The organism is Streptococcus sp. cx1 (assembly GCF_052384325.1).
GTDB lineage: Bacteria > Bacillota > Bacilli > Lactobacillales > Streptococcaceae > Streptococcus > Streptococcus salivarius_G.
Genome location: NZ_JBQSUN010000001.1, coordinates 179,350 through 194,734 on the forward strand (window position 1 = coordinate 179,350; position 15,385 = coordinate 194,734).

General features: G+C 43.2%; 15 protein-coding genes and 1 pseudogene. 15 read left to right on the forward strand and 1 reads right to left on the reverse strand.

Translation table 11 applies throughout. From position 1 onward, the window contains the following. Positions 1–10: 10 nt before the first annotated feature. A complete protein-coding gene (queA, locus tag ACT170_RS00840; protein WP_444817907.1) occupies positions 11–1,054 on the reverse strand; it encodes a tRNA preQ1(34) S-adenosylmethionine ribosyltransferase-isomerase QueA in 1,044 nt (347 codons plus the stop codon). A gap of 151 nt (positions 1,055–1,205) precedes the next feature. Between queA and ACT170_RS00845 the strand changes: the two genes are divergently transcribed. From ACT170_RS00845 to ACT170_RS00915, 15 genes and pseudogenes are all read left to right on the forward strand, one after another. Beyond that, complete coding sequence (locus ACT170_RS00845) at positions 1,206–1,907, forward strand: glucosamine-6-phosphate deaminase (RefSeq protein ID WP_444817908.1); 702 nt, start codon at positions 1,206–1,208, stop codon at positions 1,905–1,907. 190 nt (positions 1,908–2,097) lie between these two features. Further along, a complete protein-coding gene (gene trhO, locus ACT170_RS00850) occupies positions 2,098–3,081 on the forward strand; it encodes an oxygen-dependent tRNA uridine(34) hydroxylase TrhO (protein WP_444817909.1) in 984 nt (327 codons plus the stop codon). Between the two features lie 178 nt (positions 3,082–3,259). Continuing rightward, positions 3,260–3,457 (forward strand): helix-turn-helix transcriptional regulator, encoded by a 198-nt coding sequence (locus tag ACT170_RS00855; RefSeq protein ID WP_180473436.1) that lies wholly within the window; start codon positions 3,260–3,262, stop codon positions 3,455–3,457. Positions 3,458–3,470: 13 nt separating this feature from the next. Beyond that, on the forward strand, positions 3,471–3,965 hold the full coding sequence (locus ACT170_RS00860; protein WP_444817910.1) for a DUF6773 family protein: 495 nt from the start codon (positions 3,471–3,473) through the stop codon (positions 3,963–3,965). A 78-nt stretch (positions 3,966–4,043) separates the two neighbouring features. Continuing rightward, positions 4,044–4,817, forward strand: a complete 774-nt coding sequence (locus ACT170_RS00865; RefSeq protein ID WP_444817911.1) for a nucleoside phosphorylase — start codon at positions 4,044–4,046, stop codon at positions 4,815–4,817. Between the two features lie 178 nt (positions 4,818–4,995). After that, on the forward strand, positions 4,996–5,679 hold the full coding sequence (locus ACT170_RS00870; RefSeq protein WP_444817912.1) for a VIT1/CCC1 transporter family protein: 684 nt from the start codon (positions 4,996–4,998) through the stop codon (positions 5,677–5,679). Between the two features lie 79 nt (positions 5,680–5,758). Next, a pseudogene (locus tag ACT170_RS00875) lies at positions 5,759–6,479 on the forward strand (16S rRNA pseudouridine(516) synthase). A gap of 248 nt (positions 6,480–6,727) precedes the next feature. Continuing rightward, positions 6,728–7,873, forward strand: coding sequence for an amidohydrolase (locus ACT170_RS00880; protein ID WP_444817913.1), 1,146 nt, complete (start codon positions 6,728–6,730; stop codon positions 7,871–7,873). A 461-nt stretch (positions 7,874–8,334) separates the two neighbouring features. Beyond that, a complete protein-coding gene (ald, locus tag ACT170_RS00885) occupies positions 8,335–9,447 on the forward strand; it encodes an alanine dehydrogenase (RefSeq protein WP_444817914.1) in 1,113 nt (370 codons plus the stop codon). Between the two features lie 221 nt (positions 9,448–9,668). Further along, positions 9,669–10,031: a hypothetical protein gene (locus tag ACT170_RS00890; RefSeq protein ID WP_195914466.1), complete on the forward strand. Its 363-nt coding sequence runs from the start codon at positions 9,669–9,671 to the stop codon at positions 10,029–10,031. A 36-nt stretch (positions 10,032–10,067) separates the two neighbouring features. Continuing rightward, positions 10,068–10,868, forward strand: coding sequence for an alpha/beta fold hydrolase (locus ACT170_RS00895; RefSeq protein WP_155123835.1), 801 nt, complete (start codon positions 10,068–10,070; stop codon positions 10,866–10,868). Between the two features lie 141 nt (positions 10,869–11,009). Beyond that, positions 11,010–12,326: an FAD-containing oxidoreductase gene (locus ACT170_RS00900; RefSeq protein WP_444817915.1), complete on the forward strand. Its 1,317-nt coding sequence runs from the start codon at positions 11,010–11,012 to the stop codon at positions 12,324–12,326. Positions 12,327–12,568: 242 nt separating this feature from the next. Then, positions 12,569–13,447, forward strand: coding sequence for a mevalonate kinase (mvk, locus tag ACT170_RS00905; RefSeq protein ID WP_444817916.1), 879 nt, complete (start codon positions 12,569–12,571; stop codon positions 13,445–13,447). Continuing rightward, positions 13,429–14,373: a diphosphomevalonate decarboxylase gene (gene mvaD, locus ACT170_RS00910; RefSeq protein WP_444817917.1), complete on the forward strand. Its 945-nt coding sequence runs from the start codon at positions 13,429–13,431 to the stop codon at positions 14,371–14,373. Before mvk ends, mvaD begins: the two co-directional genes overlap by 19 nt. After that, on the forward strand, positions 14,366–15,361 hold the full coding sequence (locus ACT170_RS00915) for a phosphomevalonate kinase (protein ID WP_444817918.1): 996 nt from the start codon (positions 14,366–14,368) through the stop codon (positions 15,359–15,361). Before mvaD ends, ACT170_RS00915 begins: the two co-directional genes overlap by 8 nt. The last annotated feature ends 24 nt before the right edge of the window (positions 15,362–15,385 follow it).

The following is a 15,385-nucleotide window of genomic DNA, read 5'->3' on the forward strand; positions in this document are numbered from 1 at the left end:
ACATCACTATTTATTTCTCCGCACGTCGTGTTACGAACATGGCATCTCCGAAACTGAAGAAGCGGTAGCGTTCTTGGACGGCGTGTTTGTAGGCATCTAGGACGAATTCACGACCAGCAAAGGCTGAAACCAACATCACCAAGGTTGATTTTGGAAGGTGGAAGTTAGTTGAGAAGGCATCTACGACTGTGAATTGATAACCTGGTTTGATAAAGATATCGGTCCAGCCTGAGTCGGCTTGGAGTTGGCCATCATATTTATTGCCGATTGTTTCCAGTGTTCGGATTGAGGTTGTACCTACTGCAACAATGCGACCTCCAGCAGCTTTGACGCTATTGAGGGTATCGGCAGCGTCTTGGCTGAGGGTGTAAAACTCTGAGTGCATCTCATGTTCGTCGACATTCTCAACAGAAACAGGTCGGAAGGTTCCCAGTCCAACGTGGAGGGTGAGGTAGACCAATTTTACGCCTTTGGCTTCAATCCTTTGAAGCAATTCAGGAGTGAAATGGAGACCAGCTGTTGGTGCAGCGGCAGAGCCATTTTCTTTGGCATAGACCGTTTGGTAACGGTCACGGTCTTCCAATTTTTCATGGATATAAGGTGGCAATGGCATCTCGCCCAAACTTTCCAAAACCTCAAGGAAGATACCGTCGTAGCTAAATTCTACGATTCGACCACCGTGATCTAGTTCCTCAGTGACAGTGGCAGTCAAACGGCCATCACCAAAACTGACCTTGGCGCCTACTTTAAGGCGTTTCGCAGGCTTAGCCAAAACCTCCCATTGATCCCCTTGGGTATTTTTCAAAAGGAGAAATTCTACATGACCGTGGGTATCAGGCTTTTCACCATAGAGACGGGCTGGAAGCACACGTGTATTGTTCATAACCAAGGCATCGCCAGGATTAAGCTGGTCAATGATGTGGTCGAAGTGGGTATCAGTCATTTCCTTGGTTACAGGGTCAATGACTAAGAGTTTAGAGGCATCACGTTGTTCCAATGGGGTTTGAGCAATCAGTTCCTCTGGCAGTTCAAAATCAAAATCGTTTGTATTCATTTCTTTCCTCGTTTAAAAATGTTCAGCCTTTTTATTATAGCACGATATAGGACGACCGTCATTAAACTTGTCGAGTGAAAGCGCTTGACAAAAAGGTTAAAAAAAGAGATAATAAAGAAAAATGGTATATACCAATATCGAGGTGAATAGAATGAAAAAGATTTTAGTTAAAAATCAAGTTGAGGGAGGCCAAGTTGCCTTTGATCTTCTAAAAGAGAGCCTTGCAGCGGGTGCTCAGACATTGGGATTGGCTACAGGTAGTTCACCTATCGCCCTTTACCAAGAGATGGTTGAAAGCGACTTGGATTTTTCGAAACTATACAGTATCAATTTGGATGAATATGTTGGACTAGCACCAGACCATGAGCAGAGCTACCATGCTTTCATGCAAGAACATCTTTTTAATGCGAAACCGTTTAAAGAGAGCTTCTTGCCTGACGGTATGGCTGAAGATTTGGAGCAGGCGGCTAAGGACTACGATGAGATCTTGTTGCACCATGCTATTGACCTACAAATCTTAGGAATTGGAAGTAATGGGCATATTGGTTTTAATGAGCCAGGTACGCCTTTTGATAGCCAAACCCATGTGGTCGACTTGACTGACAGTACCATTGAAGCCAATAGCCGTTTCTTTGCCAGTCGAGACCAAGTCCCTACAAAGGCTATTTCGATGGGGATTGCTTCCATTATGGCTGCCAAGAAGATCATTTTGTTTGCCTATGGTGACAAGAAGGCAGATGCCATTTTCAAGATGGTCAAGGGTCCTGTGACAGAGGAAGTCCCAGCCAGTGTCTTGCAAAATCATCCAGATGTGACTCTTATCTTAGATGAGGCAGCCGCTGCGAAATTGTAATACTATCTTGTGGAAAATCAATCCCACGAAACTCAGGTTGAGCCATTTGGCGCTCAGCCTTTTTCTTTTGTGAAAAGTTACTTCCAAGCAAATCAATTGCCTAGCCCTCTTTGATAGCGCTATAATAGTTAAGTTGACTTTGACTATCAAACAACGGATATAGATATTTCATAAAGAAAGAGGATATACAATGGCAAAACCTATTCGAGTATTGCTTTATTATAAATACCTTCCCATCGAAAATGCTGAGCAATTTGCGGCTGACCACTTGGCTTTCTGTAAGTCAATCGGTCTGAAAGGACGCATCTTGGTCGCCGACGAGGGAATTAATGGAACGGTTTCTGGTGACTATGAAACCACTCAAAAATACATGGACTATGTTCACAGCCTTCCAGGGATGGAGGACCTTTGGTTCAAGATTGATGAGGAAGAGGAGCAAGCTTTCAAGAAGATGTTTGTTCGCTACAAGAAGGAAATCGTTCACCTTGGTTTAGAGGATGATAACTTTGACAGCGACATCAATCCGCTTGAAACAACGGGTGCTTACTTGTCACCAAAAGAGTTTAAAGACGCCCTTCTAGATGAGGACACAGTTGTCCTTGACACACGTAATGACTATGAGTATGACCTTGGTCACTTCCGTGGAGCCATTCGTCCAGACATTCGCAACTTCCGTGAATTGCCACAATGGGTCCGTGACCATAAAGAAGAGTTCATGGACAAGCGCGTGGTTGTTTACTGTACTGGTGGTGTCCGCTGTGAGAAATTCTCAGGTTGGATGGTCCGTGAAGGCTACAAAGATGTTGGCCAATTGCATGGTGGTATTGCGACTTACGGAAAAGATCCAGAGGTTCAAGGGGAGCTTTGGGATGGTAAGATGTATGTCTTTGACGAGCGTATTGCTGTTGATATCAACCATGTAGATCCTATAGTTGTCGGTAAGGACTGGTTCGATGGCACACCTTGTGAACGCTATGTCAACTGTGGCAACCCATTCTGTAATCGCCGTATCCTTGCTTCAGAGGAAAATGAAGACAAATATCTCCGTGGCTGCTCACACGAATGCCGTGTTCACCCACGCAATCGTTATGTCTCTGAAAATGGTTTGAGCCAAGAAGACGTTATCGAACGCCTTGCGGCAATTGGTGAGAGCTTGGATGTAACACCTGCCTAAGTTTAAATAGAGAAGAAGCTGAGAGAAATCTCGGCTTTTTATTTTGCAATTTATTTCTAAAATTATGACATATATATATTGCAATTAGAAATATATAGTGTATAATTAAGATGAAAATAGCTGGTGAACCTAATCAATTTCGACGATAATATCAGATATGATGAAAAGGAGGGGGCATGTGGCAAAGAATTTACGTTTAAAAGCAGCACGAGCGGAGCATGATATGACTCAGGGTGACTTGGCTGAAGCGGTAGGTGCAACAAGACAAACCATCGGATTGATTGAAGCTGGAAAGTACAATCCCAGCCTAGCCTTATGCATTGCCATTTGCAAGACACTGGATAGGACCTTGGATCAACTGTTTTGGGAGGATTAGGAAGGAAGTAAAGATGATGAAATTCAAACTGATTAATAATGAGGTTACAGATGAACGCGAGAAAGCTCTAAATAATAAAGTTGCTGCTGAATGTTTTTACATAATGATTGCAGGGACGCTTGTATGCTTAGTTTATGGCTCCCTCTTTAACAATGGTGTCATCTCTGCTGATTACTTACTTTATCCATTGTTGATAAGTAGTATTTGGTCTATTTATAGATCTGCACGACTTAGTGTTAACACTTTTGGGGGTTCTGGTATGACAGTCCTAGGTTGTTTACTAGTGACTGGGCTTATCACCCTTATGATAATGTCAGCTAACTATCGGTACAACCATGATGTCTATCATAATAATCCCTTGGATCCTAGATATCTTATGGCTTGGCCAATTACTTATACCATATATGCTCCTGTTGTTTTCTTTATGAATTGGGCTCTCGTTGCACTGGGAAGATATGAGAGAAGGCGTCTTGAAAAAGAGCTAGATGATATGGAGAATGAAGAATAAATAGGGTTAGAATCAGACCAGACTTTTGGGTCTGATTTTATTATGTTATAATGGGTCCTAAAACTAAGGTGGTCACGTATGCTACTAACTGAATTTGATGCGAATAGACAAGCGATTATCAATCCACAAGACCTACATGAACCAATTGAGGGATTTCCAAAAGTAGTTATCTCTTGCTTTTCAAGAGTGACCTTTGCGCGCTTGCTTGAGAATTACGAACATGATGAGATTACAAGAACCTCTATGGCTAACTTTGAAGTCATTGTCTATGGGCTTACTATTGGAGACCAACAGATTGCTGTCTTTAATGCACCAGTTGGGGCTGCTTCCTGTGAGGGAATTATAGAGGATTTGATTCAATTTGGGATGGAAAAACTCGTTCTCTTTGGAACTTGTGGAGTTTTGGACAGGGATATCGAAGCGACCTTCATCATCATTCCAACAGCTGCTCTTCGGGATGAAGGCACCGGTTACCACTATCTTCCGGCTAGTGATGAAGTGGAAGTGAATAAGGAAACCCTCCCTCTCTTCCAATCCTTTCTGGATAGTCACAAGGTTTCCTATCAGTCAGGAAAAGTGTGGACGACAGATGCACCCTACCGGGAAACCATCGACAAGATGAAACGTCGAAAGGAAGCAGGAGCCATCTGTGTGGATATGGAATGTTCGGCAGTGGCAGCCTTAGCAGCTTTTCGGGGCTTTGAGCTCTGCCATTTCTTCTACGCAGCAGACCACCTCTCAGAAGAAAAATGGGATATCCGAACCTTATCTAGTCATGAGGATTTAGATGGTAAGGATCGAATCGCGGAGTTAGCCATCCAATTTGCACTCTTATGGGAGAAAGCCTCTTGAAAAACAGCTAGACGATTTGGAGAATGAAGACTAAATAGTGTTAGAATCAGACCAGACTTTTGGGTCTGATTTTTTATTGGGATGACATAAATCTCTCTTTTTCAAACTTCTTATTTGTAATCATTCTAAATAACTGTTATAATGTTTTTTAGAATGATTCTAAATAAGGAGTAAACAAATGGAAGATAAGAATTTTGCAGAACGTTTAAATATTTTGAGAGCTGGTGTGTTGGGTGCCAATGATGGCATCATTTCCATTGCGGGAGTGGTTATCGGTGTGGCCAGTGCGACATCTAACATCTGGTTTATCTTGATATCAGCCTTGTCAGCCATTTTTGCCGGTGCCTTTTCGATGGCCGGTGGTGAATATGTCAGTGTGTCAACGCAAAAGGATACAGAAGAAGCGGCTGTCGCTAAGGAACAAGCCCTTTTGGATCGCTCACCTGAAGCAGCTAGAGAGAGTTTGTACCAAACCTTCCTCAGTCAGGGGGATTGCGAAACAGCAGCCGAAGTCAAGGTCAATCAAGCCTTCAGTAAAAATCCTATCAAGGTCTTAGTTGAGGAAAAATATGGAGTGGACTTGGATGAAATTACCAATCCATGGCATGCTGCCATCTCTAGTTTCTTTGCTTTTTCAGTGGGTTCTTTGCCACCAACATTAGCAATCATGCTTTTCCCAGAGCCTTACCGCATTCCTGTAACAGTGGTTGTGGTTGCGCTGACCTTGATCTTGACTGGTTATATCAGTGCCAAACTTGGAAAAGCGCCCGTTAAACAAGCGATGTTGCGTAACTTGACAGTAGGACTATTGACCATGCTCGTGACCTATGTAGTTGGGCAAGTCTTCCATGTGAATGTGTAATTGTTAGTAATATGAGTCTACCTTTTAGGTAGGCTTTTTTAGTCTACTAGACCAGACTTATCCATGGTACAATAGGGCTATGCGTTTAGATAAATTATTAGGACAGGCGGGCTATGGTTCTCGCAATCAAGTCAAGAAGCTTATTCGTAGCCGTCAGGTATCTGTGGATGGCATCTTGGCTGAACAAGATAATCTTAATGTGGATGCTAGTCTTCAAACCATCACGGTTTCTGGTAAGGAACTGGAGCATGCCCCAGAAGTCTACTACCTTATGAATAAGCCAGCAGGTGTAGTGTCAGCTCGAAGGGACAAGGAACACCAAACAGTCATTGATTTGATTAAGCCTGAAGATTAGCGAGAGGGGCTTTATCCTGTTGGGCGATTGGATAGAGATACGGAAGGTTTGGTGCTGATTACTAACAATGGTCCCTTGGGATTTGCCATGCTTCACCCACGCTATCATGTGGCTAAGACTTATTATGTCGAGGTCAATGATGTTCTTGGGCCTGATGCACCTGCATTTTTTTGAGTCAGGTGTTGTCTTTGAGGATGGTACTGTTTGTAAATCAGCTCAGTTAGAAATTCTAAGTTCTGCGAGTGACAAGAGTTGTGCTAGAATCACGATTTCGGAAGGGAAATTTCATCAGGTGAAAAAGATGTTCTTGGCTTATGGCGTTAAGGTGACCTATCTTAAGCGGATTTCTTTTGGAGAGTTTAAGCTTGATGAAGGGATGGCAGTAGGCTCCTACCGAACGTTGACCGAAGCGGAAAAAGCAATTCTACGTACTTATCTTGGCTAGCAGCCCTATGTGGCTTAAAGTGCGATAGGAACTTTCAATCTCATGATAGGTTCCCTCTATCACGAGCCTTAAGACTATAAGCCCGATAACGACGGTCTTTTCTAGGGGTATAAGTGAAACTTATGGCATTCTATAAGTTTTTTTAATTTCTCAAGCCTTGTTTCTGGTGGTATGATGGTAACAATTCAATTGAGAACTGAAGTAAGTCAGGAGCAATGAGCAGGTCTAATCAGAGAGGGAGGTTCATTATGACAGAAGCATTTTACGATCATTTAGCAAAGACGCGTCATCAGATTCACCAACATCCAGAGGTTTCTGAGGAGGAGCATGAGACGACAGTCTTTTTGAAAGGTTATTTGAAAAATCTAGGTATTGAGCCTTTAAATTATCCCTTGAAGACAGGACTTATCGCTGAGGTTGGGTCAGGTCATCCGATTATTGCTTTGCGTGCTGATATTGATGCCCTACCGATTAAGGAAAAGACAGGACTTCCTTATGCCAGCAACAATGGGGCCATGCATGCCTGTGGTCATGACTTTCACCAGACCTCTCTACTTGGAGCTGCTCAGCTTTTAAAAGAGAGAGAAGCAGAGCTTAAGGGGACTGTTCGCTTGATTTTTCAACCAGCCGAGGAAAATTTCCAAGGGGCCTATCAGGTCATTGAAGCGGGTGGTCTTGACGGTGTGTCAGCTATCATCGGTTATCACAATAATCCTCACTTGAAACCTGGTCAGATTGGTCTTCGTTCGGGTGCCATCATGGCTGGTGTGGAGCAGTTTAGGGTTGATGTTAAGGGTGTTTCTTCCCATGCGGCCCGTCCTGATTTGGGTGTGGATACGGTCTTGGTCACTACGACCATCATCAACAATTTACAGCAGATTGTGGCTCGTACAGTATCGCCCTTTGAATCAGCTGTACTGTCAGTTACTCATATCGAAGTTGGAAATACTTGGAACGTTCTTCCAGCAGCGGGCTTTTTCGAAGGAACGATTCGTACCTTTGAGCCTAAGGTTCGTGAAGATGTCATTGTCCGCTTTGAAAAGGTCGTTCGGGCGACAGCAGACCAGTTTGGTGCTCAAGTTGACATTACTTGGGGTAATTCACCTTACGTGACTTACAATGACCAGACACTCACACCACTCATCTTTGAAAATTCTAAGTCCTTTGCTGAAGTGATTGAAACTCTGCCATCAACAGGGGGCGAAGATTTTGCAGCCTATCAAAAGGAAATACCAGGAGTCTTTGCCTTTGTTGGCTCAAATGGTGAAGAAAATGCACCAGACTGGCACCATGATGATTTCCTTGTCAAAGATGAGGCCTTGCCAGTAGCTGTGAATTACTATGTGGAAAACGCCCTATTCCTACTTGACTATTTTAAGGAGAAAGGCAAATGACCATTCCCTTAATCGGTATTACCAGTAATGAAAACCCTGTTAGGGAGTTGAGAGCTTCGCTGACGCCCCATTTATAGGTGTTCAGTGGCATCCTGAGTTTCTCTTGGGACATAAGCTCTTAAAAGACCAAGGACTCTTTGATTATTTTGTTAAGAGTTTTAAATAAGGTTTTAGGATTTTACATTGGTGCCACATTTGAAATTGAAAAGGAGGACGTGCCTAAGGAAAAATAATCTTTTGATCATTTAGTTTACACTTAAGAACCCAGCCGATTGGTTGGGTTCTTTTGTCGTATTTTCGAAGCAAGATTTCAGGATTTAAAAAGGGGTGAGAATTTTTCACTTGCTATTTTTGAGCTTTTTAGATAAAATGAAAGCGTTATCATTTCAAAAAATAGATAGGAAGTGGTCAAGTCATCTTTATGATGTTTTACCTTATAACTTCCGAATAAGGAGAAACGTATGTTAATTGGTATTCCAAAAGAAATCAAAAATAACGAGAACCGTGTGGCTCTAACGCCTGCTGGAGTGCAAAGTCTTGTAGCTAAGGGTCATGAAGTCCTTATTGAAACCAATGCAGGTCTTGGATCTGGCTTTACGGATGCAGACTACGAAAAACAAGGTGCCAAAATTGTTGCAACTGCTGCAGAAGCGTGGGCAGCTGAGCTCGTGGTTAAGGTTAAAGAACCTCTTGCTGCAGAATATGGCTTCCTTCGTGAAGACCTTTTACTCTTTACTTACTTGCACATGGCAGCAGCTCCAGAATTGGCAGATGCTATGGTCAATGCTAAGACAACAGGTGTGGCATACGAAACAGTACGTAGCCAAGAAGGTCACCTACCACTTTTGGTTCCAATGAGTGAAGTAGCAGGACGTATGGCCGTTCAAATCGGTGCACATTTCTTGACTAAACAAGAAGGTGGCTCTGGTGTTCTCCTAGGTGGTGTGCCTGGAGTTCCTAAAGGTAAAGTCACAATTATTGGGGGTGGTGTCGTAGGGACACATGCAGCTCGTATTGCCCTTGGACTGGGAGCTCAAGTGACTATCCTTGATATCAGTGCCAAACGTTTGTCTGTCCTTGAAGAGGTCTTTGGTAGCCAAATTCAAACACTGATGTCAAATCCGCTCAACATTGAAGCGAGCGTTCGTGATGCTGACGTGGTTATCGGTGCAGTTCTTATCCCAGGGGCAAAAGCACCAAAACTTGTTACTGACCATATGGTTAAACAAATGCGTCCAGGTTCAGTGATTGTGGACGTTGCCGTTGACCAAGGTGGGGTTGTTGAAACTGCGGATCGTGTGACTACTCACGATGAGCCTGTTTATGAAACACATGGTGTCCTTCACTATGCTGTTGCCAATATCCCAGGAGCTGTGGCACGTACATCAACCATTGCCCTTACCAATGTCACATTGCCTTATATTGAAGCCCTTGCAGGAAAAGGATTCAGAAAAGCCATTAACGACGACGAAGGTCTTCGTCAAGGGGTTACAACCTACCAAGGTCATATTACTAGCAAACCGGTTGCAAAGGGCTTAGACAGAGAGTATACATCAATTGATGAATTGGCATAAATAGATTATTTAGCATAAACAAAGAGGAGTCGCACCATGATTTGGTTGGCTCTTTTTTTGTGGTCTGAGACAAGAAGTGAATCATTTTTTTGCTAGTTGAGGGGTGAGTAGTTGCAAAGGATGGATTTTTTCTAATTTTGGTCTTATTTTATGCTATAATGAGTAGAAATATTAAGGGGAGTAATGAGTATCTATAATGCTTGCCATTAGGAGGTTTTATCGTGGCCAACCATATTCGTGTGATCACAGCAATTGTTTTCTCGCAGCTTGTCGTCTTTTATTTTGGTTTTCGTATGGATGTCTCTTTGACCAAACTGCTAACCACAGTAACTGTAGCATCTCTAGTTGAGATTATTTATCATGTGAGGCTTGTTCGTAAGATAGGAGCTAATATTTCTTTTGAAACTTTTTGGAAAAATTGTGACCAACTTTTTAGAAAAAATGCTGTGCTATTGGCTATTTTAGTTTGTGACCTACTTATTTTTAAAGGTGGGGATTTCATGGCCTTCACTCTTTGGCAAGTTACCTTTGTTGTCTTGGTAAGTATTATCATCATGGCATCAAATAATGCCCCAGACGCATGATACTACTTAAATCTTACAATAGAAAGTGTGTAGATAATGTTTACCATTCAAAGAAATCATTTGTCGGACCCAGGTGTAGATTATGTCACTTTTGGTAAGGGAGACAAAACTCTTATTATCATTACGGGATTAAGTTTGCAACGATTAGGTGATATGTCCAACCTGACTATTTACTCACTATTTTATCAATACGCTAAGGAGTACAAGGTCTATATTTTTGATAGAAGGGACCACATCGAAGAAGGCGTTTCTATTGAGGATATGGCGGATGACCTCTATCAGTCCTTGCAAGAATTACATATTGCTAATGCCTCTATCATAGGCATATCACAGGGAGGCATGATTGCTCAGCTATTTGCTATCAAATATCCTCAAGAGGTGAAGAAACTAGTATTAGCTCTGACACTCTCTCGCAATAATGCCATCAGTAGAGAAACCATAGGAGGGTGGATAGAGATGGCAGAAAATGGTGATATGGATAAGCTCAATATGGATTCCATGAGTAAATCATTTTCGTCACCTGTTTTAAAGAAATTATATGTGATTAACAGATTATTTTTGAAGTCTGTAAGCAAGGAAAAACGCCATCGCTTTGTCTGTTTAGCCAAGTCAATTCTAGCCTTTGATTGCTATAGTTCGCTTGATAAAATCACTTGTCCGACCCTTGTTCTGGGAGCCAAAAACGATTTAGTTCTGGGTGTGGATGGCGCCAGGGAGCTGGCAAATGGCATTCCAAATGCTTCCTATTATGAATTTAGCAAACTGGGGCACGCAGCCTTTATTGAAAGTAAGCAATTTAATAAAATGATATTAGAATTTCTGCGAGAAAACACTTAGGTAGTGGACTTATGGAAATCTATTAAAATAGAATGAGAAAGGGGTTACAGTGGAGCTTGTAGCCTCTTTTTATTTTCAGTTCAGATATGTGCAGTCTGAAAAATTAAATGATAGAATGGCAATAGATAGGAGGATACAGAAATGTTAAACTATGATTTGATTGTTATCGGTTTCGGTAAAGCCGGTAAAACTCTGGCTGCTAAGATGAATGCAGCTGGTAAGAAAGTTGCTGTCATCGAGCGCAGTAAAGCCATGTATGGTGGTACTTGCATTAATATTGCGTGTATCCCAACCAAGACTATGATTGTTGCGGCTGAGAAGGGCTGGTCATTTGACGACACCATGAAGGAACGTGGTGCAGTGACTGGTCGTCTTAATGCTAAGAATTATAAAATGTTGGCAGACAATGGCGTTGATGTCATTGATGCAGAGGCACATTTTGTGTCAAACAAGGTCATCGAAGTGGTGGCTGGTGATGACCGTCAAGAGCTTACAGCTGAGACCATTGTTATCAATACTGGTGCTGTATCTAATGTCTTGCCTATTTCTGGCTTGACAACAACTGAGCATGTCTACGATTCAACTGGTATTCAAACCCTTGAAGCCTTGCCAAAACGTCTGGGTGTCCTAGGTGGTGGTAATATCGGTCTTGAATTTGCTGGCCTTTATAACCGTTTGGGAAGCCAAGTGACTGTCTTGGATGCTGCGACTAGCTTCTTGCCACGTGTGGAGCCATCTATTGCTAAGTTGGCCAAAGAATACATGGAAGAGGACGGCATTGTCTTTGAGCAAGGTGTTAAAACATCTGAAGTTAAGAATGACGGTGATGAAGTTGTCGTTGTTACTGACAAAGGCGAGTTCCGTTTTGATGCGCTCCTCTATGCGACAGGACGCAAGCCTAATATCGAACCCCTTCACTTGGAAAATACAGATATTGCCTTGACAGAACGTGGCGGTATCCAGGTCAATAAACATTTGGAAACAAGTGTTCCTGGTGTCTTTGCGGTGGGTGATGTTAATGGTGGTCTTCAATTCACCTATATCTCACTAGATGATTTCCGTATTGTCTTTAATTACTTAACAGGGGATGGTAGCTATAACCTTGAAACGCGTGGAGTTGTTCCAACTGCCATGTTCCTCAACCCACCTTTGGCTCAGGTTGGCCTTACTGAAGACCAAGCCAGAGCAGCAGGTGGACCAGTTGCTGTCAAGGAACTTCCAGTTGCTGGCATGCCTCGTGGTCATGTTAACGGTGATTTGCGCGGTGCTTTCAAAGCTGTGGTAAATCCTGAAACTAAGGAAATTTTGGGAGTGACCCTCTTTGGTCAAGAATCTCATGAAATTATCAATCTAATTACCCTAGCGATGAATCATGGTATCCCATACACAGATTTGGCTAAACAAATCTTTACTCACCCAACTATGGCTGAGAACCTAAATGATTTGTTTGCGATTTAAAATGAAAAGAGCCGAGAGGCTCTTTTTTTGTGAGTATATCATCCATACAAAGTGACACTCTAGGTTAGATGTCGCTTTTTTTGCGCTTTGATGATAAGATAGAAGTGACATAGGAAAATTCCTTAGATTGGTGCTCTTAATCCACTCAGTGAGGTTGATTGACCTTGAGTCACCACTAGAATCTGTATGAAAAATCTAGAAAGACACTCGCCTGCAAATGCGTCTGTGAGTGTGTGTAACTTATGACTAAGAAAGTAGGAGTGGGCAAGGCTCACAGTAAGATTATTTTGATGGGGGAGCACTCGGTCGTTTATGGTCATCCTGCCCTTGCTCTCCCTCTTAAGGATATTGAGGTTGTCTGTCAGATTCAGGCGGCTGAGACTCCTTTGACGCTCAAGGCTCAAGATCCCTTGACGACAGCGATTTTTTCAGCTCTTAATTATCTGAAAATCAAGAATCAGCCTATTAGCTATGCTATTAAGTCTAGTGTCCCTGAAAAGCGTGGTATGGGGTCATCTGCTGCAGTGGCCATTGCGGCCATTCGTGCGGTTTTTGATTATTTTGACCAGGAGCTTAGCCAGGAGACCTTGGAAATGCTGGTCCATCAGGCAGAGACTATTGCCCATAGTAAACCTAGTGGCTTAGATGCCAAGACCTGCTTGAGTGACCAAGCCATTAGCTTTACGCGAAACATTGGTTTCAAGGAAATCGAGGTCAATCTAGGTGCCTATCTGGTTATTGCTGATACGGGCATCCATGGAAATACCCGTGAGGCCGTGGAAAAGGTTGAGGCTATAGGACTAGATGCCTTATCAGACCTGAACCGACTGGGCGAATTAAGTCAGCAGGCAGAGGAAGCCCTCAAAGCCAAGGATCAAAAGCATCTCGGGCAACTCATGTCTCAAGCCCATAATCACCTTAAATCTTTAGGGGTATCTTGTGACTTGTCGGACCTTCTAGTAGCAACTGCTCTGGAGCATGGTGCACTGGGTGCCAAGATGTCAGGCGGGGGACTGGGTGGTTGCATTATTGCCCTAACAAGTACCAAGGATCAAGCCCAAACGATTGCTAAAAAACTTCAAGAAAAAGGAGCCGTAAACACGTGGATAGAAAGCCTGTAAGCGTCAAATCGTACGCAAATATTGCTATTGTCAAATACTGGGGTAAGGTGGATGCGGAGCGTATGATTCCTTCAACCAGTAGTATCTCACTGACTTTGGAGAATATGTATACGGAAACCAAGTTGTCTTTTCTGCCTGAGGATGCGACTGGTGATGTCATGTATATCGATGATGAGCTCCAAGGGGAAAAAGAAACAACCAAGGCCAGCAAGGTTTTAGATCTCTTCCGTACCAATCCCAACCAACATGTCAAGATTGAAACTTGGAACAACATGCCAACAGCTGCAGGTTTATCATCAAGTTCCTCTGGTCTTTCTGCCCTAGTTAAGGCGGCTAACGAACTCTTCCAAGTCGGAAAAACGCAGTCTGAATTGGCTCAAATTGCCAAGTTTGCCTCAGGCTCATCATCACGGTCTTTTTTTGGTCCATTGGCAGCTTGGGACAAGGATAGCGGTGAGGTTTACCAAGTTGAAACAGACCTCAAATTGGCCATGATTATGCTGGTTTTGACGGATCAAAAGAAACCCGTATCAAGCCGTGATGGTATGAAATTGTGCACCGAAACATCGACATCCTTTCCAGAGTGGATTAAACAGTCCGAGCAGGATTACAAGGATATGTTAGGCTACCTCAAGGCTAATGATTTCCAAGCGGTCGGTGAGCTCACTGAAGCCAATGCCCTTCGTATGCACCAAACCACAAGTACGGCCAACCCTCCATTTTCATATCTGACGGATGCTTCCTATCAGGCTATGGACAAGGTTAAGGCCCTCCGTGCCTCTGGTGAACAGTGTTATTTCACTATGGATGCAGGACCAAATGTTAAGGTGCTTTGTCTGGAAGAAGACCTGGACCGCCTAGCAGAGCACTTCCGTAAGGACTATCAGGTCATTGTTTCACGCACCAAGGAGTTGCCAGATGCCTAAGCAGTCGGTCAGTCGAGTCAGGGTAAAAACTGGCGGAAAACTCTACATTGCTGGAGAATATTCAGTTCTAACACCTGGGCAGACAGCCCTAATCCAGTTCATCCCTATCTTTATGTCAGCAGAGGTCAAGGAAGCACCAAGCACACAGCTATCTTCTGATATGTTTGACTATAGTGTTAACCGTGAGCCAGACGCAAATTATGCCCTCATTCAAGAGGCTTTGAATACTTTTGAAGCCTATTGTGGTGAGAACTTGCCCACTCTGGATCTTTCAATTACTGGAAAGTTGGAGCGAGATGGTGTTAAATTTGGTATCGGTTCTTCGGGTTCTGTTGTGGTATTGACCCTCAAGGCCTTGGCAGCAGCCCTTCAGAAAGATTTATCCAAAGACATTCTCTTTAAATTAGCTAGTTACACCCTCCTCAAACAAGGAGACAACGGTTCTATGGGGGACCTAGCTTGTATCGTATACGAGGATCTGGTTTCCTATCGCTCTTTTGACCGTGCAAAAATAGCAGAGCTTATAGACCAAATGACTCTATCAGAACTTTTGGAGAAAGACTGGGGCTATCGTATCAGACCTGTAGTGCCAGCTCTCAAAGCTCATTTTTTGGTGGGGTGGACCAAGCAAGCTGCTATCTCAAAAGACATGGTTAAGATGGCCAAATCTCGTATATCAAGCAAGTATCTAGGTGAAACCGAAGTGGCTGTTCAAGCTGCCATCAAGGCTCTGGAAACAGGAGATAAGAACTTGCTGAAGAGCAGCCTTCAAACTGTCAGTGACCAGTTGGAATCACTGAGTCCAGATATTTATGTGGACAAGCTGAAAAAACTCAAAGAAGCAGAGCAAGGACTCGATGCCATTGCTAAGTCCTCTGGAGCTGGAGGTGGCGACTGTGGTATCGCCTTTGCCTTTGACCAAGCTAGCCGAGATGCTCTAGTTGAGCGTTGGCAGCAGGCAGGGATAGAGCTCTTGTATGAGGTATAGGAATCAGCTTAGTAGATAATAATC

Coding starts and splice junctions, on each gene's coding strand:
- queA (WP_444817907.1), bottom strand. CDS start 1,054: ATGAATACAAACGATTTTGATTTTGAACTGCCAGAGGAACTGATTGCT.
- ACT170_RS00845 (WP_444817908.1), top strand. CDS start 1,206: ATGAAAAAGATTTTAGTTAAAAATCAAGTTGAGGGAGGCCAAGTTGCC.
- trhO (WP_444817909.1), top strand. CDS start 2,098: ATGGCAAAACCTATTCGAGTATTGCTTTATTATAAATACCTTCCCATC.
- ACT170_RS00860 (WP_444817910.1), top strand. CDS start 3,471: ATGATGAAATTCAAACTGATTAATAATGAGGTTACAGATGAACGCGAG.
- ACT170_RS00865 (WP_444817911.1), top strand. CDS start 4,044: ATGCTACTAACTGAATTTGATGCGAATAGACAAGCGATTATCAATCCA.
- ACT170_RS00870 (WP_444817912.1), top strand. CDS start 4,996: ATGGAAGATAAGAATTTTGCAGAACGTTTAAATATTTTGAGAGCTGGT.
- ACT170_RS00880 (WP_444817913.1), top strand. CDS start 6,728: ATGACAGAAGCATTTTACGATCATTTAGCAAAGACGCGTCATCAGATT.
- ald (WP_444817914.1), top strand. CDS start 8,335: ATGTTAATTGGTATTCCAAAAGAAATCAAAAATAACGAGAACCGTGTG.
- ACT170_RS00895 (WP_155123835.1), top strand. CDS start 10,068: ATGTTTACCATTCAAAGAAATCATTTGTCGGACCCAGGTGTAGATTAT.
- ACT170_RS00900 (WP_444817915.1), top strand. CDS start 11,010: ATGTTAAACTATGATTTGATTGTTATCGGTTTCGGTAAAGCCGGTAAA.
- mvk (WP_444817916.1), top strand. CDS start 12,569: ATGACTAAGAAAGTAGGAGTGGGCAAGGCTCACAGTAAGATTATTTTG.
- ACT170_RS00915 (WP_444817918.1), top strand. CDS start 14,366: ATGCCTAAGCAGTCGGTCAGTCGAGTCAGGGTAAAAACTGGCGGAAAA.